The following is a 12,251-nucleotide window of genomic DNA, read 5'->3' on the forward strand; positions in this document are numbered from 1 at the left end:
AGAGCACAACCTTGCCAAGGTTGGGGTCGCGGGTCCGAGTCCCGTTTTCCGCTCAACTCTTAACGTTTACCATGCCGCAATGGTGGAATTGGTAGACACGAGGGACTTAAAATCCCTTGGCCAGTAATGGCTGTGCGGGTTCGAGTCCCGCTCGCGGCACCTTAAAGTTTTTCCTTATGAAAAAATTTGCTTACATCCTCATTTTATTCATTACGCTGGTCTTAACATCATGTGGTGTTAGCAGTGGGCATTTCAAGTTTGAAGGCAAATTTCTCAACATGAATCAAGGCGAGTTTTATGTATACAGTCCTGACGGGGGCTTCGAAGGCGTTGACACCATCAAGGTAGAAGGCGGTCGTTTTACTTTCGAAACCGAATGTAAGGAAGATTTTACCATTATGCTTGTTTTCCCTAATTTCTCTGAGCAGCCTATCTTCGCAAAATCGGGCAAATCAGCAGAAATCAAGGCAGATGCTTCGCACCTTAAGGAAATGGAGGTAAGCGGAACCGAGGATAACGAACTGATGACAAAATTCCGCAAGAACATCCTGAAAGATACGCCACCTGAGGCTAAAAAGCATGCTGAAGACTTCGTCAGAGAACATCCGAATTCTGTATGCAGCATCTATCTGATCAAAAAATACTTCATCACTTCTACACAACCTGATTACCGCAAGGCGCTCTCACTCATCAATATCGTAGAGAAAGAACAGCCTAAAAACGGACAGTTGGCTAAGATGAAGCAGTTGGCAGAAACCATGAAGAATGTAGGCACCGGTGCAACCCTGCCTTCATTTACAGCATACGATATCAACGGAAAACTCGTTTCTAGTACAGAAATGAGCAGCGCTCCGGTTGCCGTAATCTACACCTGGGCTACCTATAACTATGACAGCCAGGACATGCAGCGCGAACTGAAGAGCCGGCAGAAGAAATCGAACGGCAAGCTTAAGCTGATGGCTTTCTGTCTGGATGCCAGCAAGAGCGAATGCAAGAACAACATCAAGCGCGACTCTATCGCATGCCCTATCATCTGCAACGGCGAAATGCTGGAAGACAAGACCTTGAAGAAGTTGGGATTGGGAAACCTTCCTGACAACATCATACTTCAAAATGGTAAAATCATCGCCCGAGGCATGAAAAAGCAAGAGCTTTACAATAAGCTCGACCAACTGCTAAAATAAATACTTTCGAGCTAGTCAAGAACCCATAAAAAGCACGCCTATATGTTAGTAAAAACATATTGTGCAGCAGTTAACGGACTAGAAGTAACTACTGTAACCGTAGAAGTAAGCCTCAACAGAGGCGTTATGTACCACCTCACAGGCTTAGGCGACGAGGCGGTCAAGGAGAGCCGTAACCGAATTTCAGCAGCTCTCCAGTATAGCGGCTTCAAATTTCCGATAGCCGACATCACTATCAATCTGGCTCCAGCTGACCTCCGGAAAGAGGGCAGCAGTTTCGACTTGCCGCTTGCAATCGGACTTCTAGGCGCCAACAACAACATTCCCGAAGATCATCTGAAAGAGTACATGATGGTAGGCGAGCTGAGCCTTGACGGTACGCTCCAGCCTATTAAAGGTGCCCTACCGATAGCCATCAGAGCCAGAGCAGAGCACTTTAAGGGACTGATTGTGCCGGAACAGAACGCTCGGGAAGCGGCTGTCGTAAACAATCTTGAGGTTTACGGCATGAAAACGCTTTTCGAAGTCATACAATTCATGAGCGACAGAAGCAATCCTTCTCCTACCATTGTTGACACCCGCAAGGAATTTTACGAAAACCAGACACATTGTGAATACGATTATGCCGACGTTCGCGGTCAGGAGAACGTGAAAAGAGCGCTCGAAGTGGCTGCGGCTGGCGGACACAACCTGATTATGGTAGGTCCTCCAGGTTCCGGAAAGTCGATGATGGCAAAACGTTTGCCGTCCATCCTTCCTCCCCTCACGCTCTCTGAGAGTCTGGAAACAACACAAATTCACTCCATTGCAGGCAAACTGGGCAAGAATGTATCACTCATTTCCCAACGCCCGTTCCGGTCTCCTCACCATACCATCTCTCAAGTGGCTCTGGTAGGCGGTGGAACTTCACCACAACCGGGAGAAATATCGCTCGCCCATAATGGCGTTCTGTTCTGCGATGAACTTCCGGAGTTCAATAAAACCACTCTGGAAGTACTCCGCCAGCCATTGGAAGACCGCCACATCAACATCAGCAGAGCGAAATATTCTACAGATTACCCATGTTCATTCATGTTTGTGGCAAGTATGAACCCTTGTCCATGCGGATATTATGGTGATCCGACACATCGTTGTGTCTGCACGCCAGGCCAGATTCAAAGATACATGAACAAGATTTCGGGTCCGTTACTCGACCGCATCGACATCCAATGCGAAATCAGTCCCGTTCCTTTCCAGGACATATCGAAGGCAGCACCAGGTGAGCCAAGTGCCAAGATCAGAGAAAGAGTCATCACGGCAAGAGAAGTTCAAGCCGAAAGATTCAAAGATTATAAAGGCATCCATTGCAATGCCCAGATGACCGAAAGAATGATTCATCAGTTTGCCGAACCCGACGAACAAGGTATCGAACTGCTCCGAATGGCAATGGAGAAGCTTTCTTTGTCAGCCAGAGCTTACAACAGAATACTGAAAGTGGCACGAACCATTGCTGATTTGGCAGGAAGTGAACAGATTAAGCCTGACCATATAGCAGAAGCCGTGGGATACAGAACCCTCGACAGAGGCGATTGGGCAGAAAGAGGACATTTATAATCATAAAGAAGATATATGTAAAAGGATAAAAATCCGTTTTTTCCTATCATTCGCTCTAAAAAGTTGGATTTATAAGGGAAAAAGGGAGAAAAAATAGAAGAATAGCCATTTTAAAATAGTTACAAACCTGTTTTAGAATGGCTATTTTCTTTTGTCGTTACGAAAATATTACCCCATAAAGACAAAAACACCACAAAAAACAGACAAAAACGAATAGTAAAATCGTCCAAGACGGGGTAAATTCTATTCTCTAAGGTGCAATAATTGATTTTAATTAGCTTTTAAATTTACGAAAATCACTAATTCTAATAAAAATTACCCCATATAGGATAAAAAAATGCATTACCTTTGCAACCGTAAAAAGAACGCTAGTACAACACTAGTTTAATTATTAACAACAAAACTATTAAGATTATGGATTGCATTTTTAAAATTACAAACGCAGTAAAGAAGATTGGTTTCGTAATTCTTCTTGCAGAGTTGGCCGTTATCGCCTATATGAACGTAATGTAAGAAATCTCTCTATAGATATAAATATATAAGGAGGAAGTTTTCTACATACTAAGGTAATTAGATTGTAAAAGGTCAACAACATAAGTTGTCAAAACGAATAAGTTCGTAGAAAAAGTAAATGATAATAATTAGGTACAGTCCTATCAGGGAGGAGTCTGATGGAAATGTACAAGATGGGAGGCTCTTGCAGAGATGCGAAGGGCCTTTTTTTGTATCTAGTCCTCCCCTTTCCCTTACCATAAAACACTAAAGAACCCAGCTTTTTACACCTTATTATATATATAAGTAAGAAAAAGCGACGATAATTCTTTCTTATCTCCAACATTTTTTGTAATTTTGCAGCCAAATAACAAAAATATATTAGCTAATATGGAACAAAAGAACTTTAAACGTACTACCGTGACTGCGGCTTTGCCTTATGCCAACGGTGGTGTGCACATCGGTCACCTGGCAGGTGTATACGTGCCAGCCGATATCTATGTTCGCTATCTCCGCCTCAAGAAACAGGATGTTGTCTTCATCGGCGGTAGCGATGAGCATGGTGTACCTGTTACTATCCGTGCCAAGAAAGAGGGTATTACCGTACAGGAGGTGGTTGACCGCTATCACAATCTCATCAAGAAGAGCTTCGAGGACTTCGGAATCTCTTTTGATATTTACAGCCGTACCACTTCGCCTACTCACAATAAGTTTGCTTCAGACTTCTTCCGCACACTCTATGACAAGGGCGTATTGGAAGAAAAGGTAGAGGAGCAGTTCTGCGACGAGGTAACAGGCGAATTCCTTACCGACCGTAACATCGTGGGTACTTGCCCTCGCTGTGGTGCAGAGGGTGCTTATGGAGACCAATGCGAGAAATGTGGTGCTACCCTCTCTCCTGAGGAGCTCATCAACCCTACCAACAAGAACAACCCTGGTCATGGTCTCGTAAAGAAGCCTACCAAGAACTGGTATCTTCCATTGAACAAGTACCAGGATTGGTTGAAGAAGTGGATTCTGGAAGGCCACAAAGAGTGGCGTACCAATGTTTACGGCCAATGCAAGAGCTGGTTGGATATGGATCTTCAGCCACGTGCGATGACACGCGACTTGGATTGGGGTATTCCTGTTCCAGTAGAGGGTGCAGATGGAAAGGTGCTCTACGTTTGGTTCGATGCACCTATCGGCTACATCTCAAACACCAAGGAACTCTGCGATGCTCATCCAGAAAAGTGGGGAACATGGCAGAAGTGGTGGCAGGATCCTGAAACACGTCTTGTTCACTTCATCGGTAAGGACAATATCGTGTTCCACTGCATCATCTTCCCTACTATGTTGAAGGCTCACGGCGACTATATCTTGCCAGATAACGTACCAGCCAACGAGTTCCTGAACCTGGAGGATGATAAGATTTCAACATCCCGCAACTGGGCTGTATGGTTGCACGAGTATCTCGTAGATTTGCCAGGCAAGCAGGATGTATTGCGCTATGTATTGACAGCCAATGCACCTGAGACCAAGGACAACAACTTTACTTGGAAGGATTTCCAGGAGCGCAACAACTCTGAGTTGGTTGCCGTTTACGGTAACTTCGTAAACCGTGCCCTCCAGCTCACCAAGAAGTATTGGGGCGGCGTAGTTCCTGCCTGTGGTGAATTGCAGGAGGTAGATGAGAAGGCTATCGCTGAGTTTAAGGACGTGAAGGAGAAGGTAGAGCAGTATCTTAACGTATTCAAGTTCCGCGAGGCTCAGAAAGAGGCTATGAACCTGGCTCGTATCGGTAACCGATACATCACAGAGTGTGAACCTTGGAAGGTTTGGAAGACCGATCCTAAGCGTGTGGAGACCATCCTGAACATCTCCCTGCAGTTGGTTGCCAACCTTGCTATCGCCTTCGAGCCATTCTTGCCATTCTCTTCTGAGAAGCTCCGCAAGATGATCAATATGCCTAACTTCGAGTGGACTCAGCTCGGCAGCACAGATTTGCTCAAGGCTGGTACCCAGCTCGGTGAGCCTGAATTGCTCTTCGAGAAAATTGAGGATGAGGTTATCGAAAGACAGCTCCAGAAGCTCGCTGACACCAAGAAGGCTAACGAGGAGGCTTCTTATCAGGCTGCTCCTATCAAGCCAGAGGTTAGCTTCGATGATTTCGAGAAACTCGATATCCGCGTAGGTCACATTCTGAACTGCGAGAAGGTAAAGAAGTCTAAGAAACTCCTGAAGTTCACTATCGACGATGGTTCTGGCGTAGAGCGCACCATCTGCTCAGGTATCGCAGCCTACTATGAGCCAGAACAGCTGATCGGCAAGGACGTATTGTTCGTAGCCAACTTTGCTCCTCGCAAGATGATGGGCATCGAGAGTCAGGGTATGATTCTGAGTGCTGTCAACTTCGACGGCTCATTGAACGTAACTTCTCTCCTTGGCAAGGTTAAGCCAGGAAGCCAGGTTGGATAAAGAATCATAGAATCATCTGATTATCAGATAAGGTAAAAGCCTCAAATCCTTTGCGGATTTGAGGCTTTTCTTATTTCTATCCAAATATTCTTTTATAATGTAAAACGATAACCCACGGTAAAGGTCAGAGCCTTGTTCTTACAGTTATCCCAATCACCCTTGCTAGCCTTCGTCAGGCTCACGTTGTAACGGGCATCCAGAATCACGTTCATATATTCATAGCTCAAGCCCAAAGGAATGGCTACATCCACCTTCTTGGCAGGCCAAAGAGCTTCGGTTTCATGCATATTCTTGTATGTAATAGACCCGTTTTTATCCTTCTGAAGGTCGGTTTCCTCTCTTTTCACCTTGCCGTCGCCACAAAGGAATCCCACCTGAACGCCTGCATTCACCGACAAGCCCTCTACAAGATAGGCTTTCAGCATGAGCGGTACCTGGATATAATCGAGGTTCACATGATGATTCTTAATACCTGTATATTCCCCTTTTTCAGCATTCTCAGTCAACTCGCAGTCAGGAAAGCGCATACCCTGTCGGGCATAATAAGCACCCAGCGTAATACCCAGGCCCTTATCTATGCGATATTCCACATCTGCGCCGCCCATGAATCCTGCCTGATACTTAGACTCTAGCGAGGTTCCCTTCAAAGTTTCCAGAGTCAACCCGCTCCAGTTAGCCAGAGTTACACCAATACGGGGAATTACCGAGAATCTGCCTACCGGATTCTCCACTTCTTGTGCCTTTGCTCCCACAACAGCAAGCAGCAGCACCATCATTATAACTATTTTCTTTTTCATTTCCACAACAGTTTATATATCATAATAACAAGAAACAAGGGATAATATTGCATCCTACAGCCATTTTTCTCCATGAAAGACCTGTTCTCATAAAGTGTTAATTTAGATAACTCGCTCTAAATTAGACTTTGATTGAAAATCAAGAAGTTGGGCGTTTGCCTATATTATACAGGTAACAATATGGAAACGAGCGGACTTCTGCTCGTTTCTGTATTTTGCAATATGCAAAGAACGCCTTAATTCGGGGACAAAGATACGATATTTTTCTTAATATCCCATAATTTACAAGAAGAGAAATATGGAAATTAGGATTTTTTTACATAGAAATTTAACTTCATTTTTTCGTAAAAGCAACCAAACATAATCACTCAGTGATAGCTACATACATAATAGTTTTGCTTTTTCCACTACATATTCAAAATAGCATCAACAGAAAGGTGTTGTATATTGCTAATTGCTGTTGTGTTTTAATTTAATATCCCGTAAGGAAATTCGGTAGAATCAACATTAAAATAGTAAACGTTATTTGTGTCTAAATCAAAAGCAGTCATAACGACAGGTGATACATCTCGTGCATTAGTAGTTGTAAGACCTTCATTCGTCCATAAAAACTTTAAATAAGTAGGAATGGCTCCCCATAAAAAATCATGTGAACTGTTTGAAATATTATAAAAACAAACCTTATCTGAAAAGACTAAAGAAAGAAAAAAATTTGAGTTTTTCACAAACAGTTTGTAATTGCCAGTAGCTTTTAAATTAAAAGATTTATCATATAAATAAAATGATTTACTTTTATTATTTACTAAATAAAGCCTGTCATCTTCGTTATAAACAGAATAGTTCGGAATTGGGTGGCCTAATTGCAAACCTAAGTAACTATCCACGACCTTAACCCTAATAGTAACGCTAGTATTCTCCGTCTTATCCTTTACAACAAGATAAACAATCCCATTCTTTTTTGTCTTTATTTTTATTTTTCCAGCACCAATAGTGGCTTCCAAAACATTATCATCTGACACTTCGACTGAAAGATTGTTGCTTCCACCACTAAACATAATTTCCGATGGGTTTTCTAATAATGGCTTTTCGTAATACTCTTTTTCAAAACACAATGATGAAACATCAGTACCATTACTACAGCCATATACTATAGAAAACAATAAAAAAAGAAAAAAGGATTGAATTATTTTCATATTTGCCAATAGAATAAAGCATTTGATGTACATAACTTTGTACACCAAATGCAATTAAAACTAATTATTTCTTATGAATTTCTGTTATTTCCCAAAAATTTATATTATAAGTGCCTAATGTTGTCTCAAAATCAGTCGAAGCATCTGCATTTACCTTATAAAAGCCATTGTCAGTTCCATCCCATCCCATATTAGCATGAAAGTACAAATCGTTATTTCGTAAAATTTCTCTGCTTGTCTTAGTGCAAATTGCATATCCATCTATAACCCAAGCATGAGAACCTTTTTCAGCCTGTTCATTTGCAGTATGTGTTCCACCCATTATTGCAACGCAAGGCATCTGGCGGTTTGCATTTATCGTATTTAACAGTGGATCTGGGGCATATTTATTATAATAAGTGCCACAAGAAACATACTTCTTTAAATAATTCAATAAATTAGAAACTGAAGTTGTACTACTTTTTACACAAGGTATATTCGGATCATCATAAGGCCCATACTTAAAATCCTCATCAATATTTGGTGTTGTATTTGTTCCTTCATACATATGCTTAACTACTTTGGAAATCATCATAGCCTCCTCATAATCTCCGCCAAAATACGAATTATAGTTCAATTTCGGTTTTTTAGTAACAAATGCCCAGTCTATGACTGTTCCATCAATCGTCATGCTCGGAGCGATAGCTGCTAAAGTTTGAACTCCTGCTGTAATAGCACACCCCATAGGGTAATTTGTTTCCGTATGATACTTTGCATTATAAGATTTAGGCAACAACAAGTTATAAGGATTGTTTTGGCCCCACTCGGTCTTTAAAACAGCTCCACCATTTTGAGGCATTAACGATATAATCTGGCTCAAAGGTTTGTCATAAGCTGTAGAACGGGAAGTTGTTTCATGGCTTTTTACACCATTAACCTCAATCAAATCTTTTATTTCTTCATATGTTACTGTAGATTTACCCAAACAAGAAGCCACTTTCTTCAAGGTTTTCTCTCGTAACTCAACTTTGAGCCTTTCTATTTTATTTATCTCTGAAACAGTTGAAGCTTCTGCCAATTTTAACATCAAACATGCCCCAGTACTATCTTTTTTCTCAAAATTACCATTTTCTATATATGCCAAAACACCAGCACTTCGAGAGTCGGCAGAAACTAAAGCATACCCACTCTTTTCTCCAGACTGTAAACACACCTCATAAACAGGAATACTATCAGTCGTAGTCCCTCTTGTTGTCTTGCTTGATATAATTCCGCCAATGCGATATGAGCCCACAATAGACATTCTTGGATTGGCAGCACTTCTTGTTTTTGAGCTCAACGAAGAGGAAAAATCATTTACCATTGCCAGAATCTCATCCTCTGATAAATTTGTAGGATTATCATTTGCTATACTCATTGCCTCATCCATAGACAAATTAACATTCACGTTCTCAATAACAGGATTACTGTCATTAAGAATTTCATCTTGGCACGATGATACAATCACTGCCAATAATATTAAAACTAAATACTTTTTCATATTTACACTGTACTACTGGTTAAATGATGCAAATTTACGAAATTTATTTTAAATCGATATATAACGAATGTATTATTAACAATTTTTATTGTTAAGGCGTTAAAATATATTGCATTTGGGCATTTTTTACTTTATTAATATATAAGAACTAACATCCTTTGCTTTTGGTTCATTACCAAATGAGTCTATCAAAATAATGCTGCTGTCATTCTTCACCTTACAAAATATATTGTCACCGCTTTGCGGATGTTCAAGCATCAGAATGCAGCCGTCAAGCACTTTGAAAAAAACATTCAATACTTTGCAATCATCCGAATCCGTTTGGAGATTTCTGCTTCAAACGATAGGTGCCATAAGCATTTAGCGTGAGTTTGTTTCTACATTAGTCGGTAACACACCAAAATATGCCCTTGTTATGGAATCCAAGTTAATACTGTTTTCTAAAACTGCCGTATATTCTTCGGCTTTAACAGAGTCAATACCTACATCGTTTTGTCCTGTGCCGCATAATATATAGGAAGCAACAAATGAGATAACCAAAACTGCTATAATTACCAATTTCTTCTTCATAACCATCATAAAAGAAAAAGTGTCCGCAATGTCAAGCAAGTGGCATCACGGACGCGAATGAACAGTTGAGAGTTAATGAAAAGTCAGTATTCTGCTATGTTGCTGATGCATGGACAAGTTCTTGCACTATCAAACACGATACGGAGACCGTTCGTCTTTACTTTATCGAAGCGAAGGATGCGCTTGTAGCCAATGACCGTTGTCTATTATTTCTTATTAATTTTCTTTTTAATTTCATTTGCCTCTTTAAATAGGCTATTAGCAATGCTATCTTTAATTGCTGCCATCTGTATCATTTCGATATGGTAGCGAATTGAGTCCTCGTAAGTATTTACATGAGCTCTCACATTCTCAATAACTTCTTTATTTGGGCATACGGAAAAGTTCTTTTCGATGTATCGAACATTGGGGTCATCGGATGGAAGCACCATCTTCAAAGCCCGATACTTCAAATCTGCCTCCTCCCAATCTTGATGCTCTCGCCATTGGGTGAGATTGCCCCAAATGGAGAGAACAAGAGATAGAGCCAAGCCACCAATGAAAAGAAGAACAGACTTTGAAGTTGGCTCGAAGCGATGGGTTACAACCTTCTTTTGAGGTGATTTGTTCATCACTTTAAGTTTATCTTGCAATGCTTTTGAGGAAACATCATTCCTTTGTCTCATCTGCTTGACTGCATCAACCAAGAACTTGCTTCGCTGCTCATTTTTGCCAAGTTCAACCTTGATAAGGTCAGCAAAAACGACAATGGCATCTCTTAATTTGGATATTTTACCTCTGACTTCCTCTTCTTTGATAAACATCGCATTGATTGACTTATCCAACTTGGTTATATCATTACTTGCAGGAACGGTTTCTGCTCCTGCGTTCTTTGTGGAGGCAGAAAGCTCATCGACTTTCTGCTCCAATCTCTCAACTGTGCCGTAGATGGCTTCCAATAGTTCTTCTTTCATGTTCGATTCTAATTTTAAGTTTGTAACTTGCATCAAAGGCTGAAGCCCTTTCTGCGTTTCCTTTTTTTCTTCTTGGCGGATTCTTCCTCTGGGAATGGCTCATAAGTTTGGGCATTAGACGGAGCGAACAAGCCGATGGAAGAAATACCACTCCAAGGGTCTTGGGTATGTTCTGCCGTTGGTTGAGTCTGTTCTACTTGGTGACAACTTGGTTGTCCTCCCTGCATAGATTCGGCTCTTGGCGATACACGATTATACTCTGTGCCAAGTCTTGCATCCAACTTGCCAAAGCTGCATTCTCTGCAAATCTGCGTACCCTTGAAACTATATCCGTCCTTGCAGAATCGGATGCCTTGCACCTTGGTTCGCTCCTTGTCCTTATAGACTAACTCCAAGAGAACACCTCGCTTTGCAAGTTCATTCTTGAACTTCTGCCAACTATCAGCGCCTTTCAAGGCATCCTTGACGGCATTGTGAATCTCGTATTTGGCACGCTCAGCATTGCGTAACTTGCGAGTATTAGTATTGCTCTTGTCCGTTCCGTAGGTCAGTCCATACTTGGATTTTAGAGCCTTGGTCACTTGCTCATTATGCCTGTAATCATTCCTGTCTGATATGAGTTTGCCCTTGTTATTGATGCGGTTATACACGATATGACAATGTGGATTGTCCGTGTTGTGATGCCTTACGATGATGAATTGGGTATCGGTGATGCCCATCATCTGCATATATTCAAGGGCAATCTTAGCCATGAACTCATCCGTCAAACGTGGCTTGTCCTCGGGCTTGAAACTGAGTGCAATGTGTCCCACAAGCTTCTTAATCCTTGGATTTAGCTGTCTTTGCAGCTCAAAACTTTGTACTATCTCGGCATTCGTGCCGAGTAACACTCCATCCGAGGCGATGATTTTCGCCTCGTCCTTGCCTGTCACGTAGCGGACGCAACCACCAAAGGATGCACCTTTCTTTAGCTTGCCTATCATGTGGTATCCTCCTTTCTGCCCATACTGCTTGGCTTCGGTTTATAACTTGCTTGGCGAAACTCGCCAAGGATTGCTTTCAATCTTCTCAACAAGTCCACCACAAATACATGGGTTTCGTGGAAGCCTCTCTGATGTGACAGCTTGGTAAGTTGGTTGAGGTTGTTTGCCATGCCAATGAGATTCTTGGCGATGGCTACCGTCTCTGCATTGTGTCCGCTGACCACCTCGCCGTTCAAGGCGGACTCACGGATGTACTCCGCCAACTTGCGATTGGCTTTTCTCGCCCTCAGCCTCAATGCCTCGTAGCTTGGCTTCGAGAACTTCACCGTGACAGACTTCGACAACTTGCGAACCCTGCCTGTGGGCGGTCTTCCGCCCTTTTTCTTGTTCTGTTCCTGCATGCTTGTCATTCGATATACTGTTTACAGTTGGTGCACTTACTTTCTGCGACCGTCGGGAGCAAAATTCCTCCGCCCTCATGGTGGAGCGAGGCGTTTTGGGGTTCCCATG

The 12,251-nt window shown here is 42.1% G+C and carries 10 protein-coding genes and 1 tRNA gene; 4 read left to right on the top strand and 7 right to left on the bottom strand.

Translation table 11 applies throughout. The annotated features are described in order from the left end of the window. Positions 1–73: 73 nt before the first annotated feature. From F7D47_RS00795 to metG, 4 genes are all read left to right on the top strand, one after another. Positions 74–159: transfer RNA gene (locus F7D47_RS00795), tRNA-Leu, on the top strand. Positions 160–176: 17 nt separating this feature from the next. Further along, positions 177–1,184, top strand: coding sequence for a DUF4369 domain-containing protein (locus tag F7D47_RS00800; protein WP_153086577.1), 1,008 nt, complete (start codon positions 177–179; stop codon positions 1,182–1,184). 42 nt (positions 1,185–1,226) lie between these two features. Beyond that, positions 1,227–2,777, top strand: coding sequence for a YifB family Mg chelatase-like AAA ATPase (locus F7D47_RS00805; protein ID WP_153086578.1), 1,551 nt, complete (start codon positions 1,227–1,229; stop codon positions 2,775–2,777). An 882-nt stretch (positions 2,778–3,659) separates the two neighbouring features. After that, positions 3,660–5,726, top strand: a complete 2,067-nt coding sequence (gene metG, locus F7D47_RS00810; protein WP_006848073.1) for a methionine--tRNA ligase — start codon at positions 3,660–3,662, stop codon at positions 5,724–5,726. Between the two features lie 92 nt (positions 5,727–5,818). Here the strand turns inward: metG and F7D47_RS00815 are convergent, their stop codons facing one another. From F7D47_RS00815 to F7D47_RS00845, 7 genes are all read right to left on the bottom strand, one after another. After that, positions 5,819–6,523: a porin family protein gene (locus F7D47_RS00815; protein WP_153086579.1), complete on the bottom strand. Its 705-nt coding sequence runs from the start codon at positions 6,521–6,523 to the stop codon at positions 5,819–5,821. 467 nt (positions 6,524–6,990) lie between these two features. Continuing rightward, positions 6,991–7,716 carry a hypothetical protein gene (locus tag F7D47_RS00820; protein WP_153086580.1) on the bottom strand — a complete coding sequence of 242 codons (726 nt, stop codon included), beginning with the start codon at positions 7,714–7,716 and terminating at the stop codon, positions 6,991–6,993. Between the two features lie 64 nt (positions 7,717–7,780). Beyond that, positions 7,781–9,235, bottom strand: coding sequence for a C10 family peptidase (locus F7D47_RS00825; RefSeq protein ID WP_153086581.1), 1,455 nt, complete (start codon positions 9,233–9,235; stop codon positions 7,781–7,783). A gap of 360 nt (positions 9,236–9,595) precedes the next feature. Next, on the bottom strand, positions 9,596–9,805 hold the full coding sequence (locus F7D47_RS14850) for a hypothetical protein (protein ID WP_228112422.1): 210 nt from the start codon (positions 9,803–9,805) through the stop codon (positions 9,596–9,598). Positions 9,806–10,011: 206 nt separating this feature from the next. Continuing rightward, positions 10,012–10,758 carry a hypothetical protein gene (locus F7D47_RS00835; protein WP_153086582.1) on the bottom strand — a complete coding sequence of 249 codons (747 nt, stop codon included), beginning with the start codon at positions 10,756–10,758 and terminating at the stop codon, positions 10,012–10,014. Between the two features lie 32 nt (positions 10,759–10,790). Next, positions 10,791–11,741, bottom strand: a complete 951-nt coding sequence (locus tag F7D47_RS00840) for a relaxase/mobilization nuclease domain-containing protein (RefSeq protein WP_153086583.1) — start codon at positions 11,739–11,741, stop codon at positions 10,791–10,793. Beyond that, positions 11,738–12,151, bottom strand: coding sequence for a plasmid mobilization protein (locus tag F7D47_RS00845; protein WP_153086584.1), 414 nt, complete (start codon positions 12,149–12,151; stop codon positions 11,738–11,740). The genes F7D47_RS00840 and F7D47_RS00845 overlap by 4 nt, the downstream gene beginning before the upstream one ends. Between the last annotated feature and the right edge of the window lie 100 nt (positions 12,152–12,251).

It is taken from the genome of Segatella copri (assembly GCF_009494835.1).
In the GTDB taxonomy this organism is placed as follows: Bacteria; Bacteroidota; Bacteroidia; order Bacteroidales; family Bacteroidaceae; genus Prevotella; species Prevotella copri_F.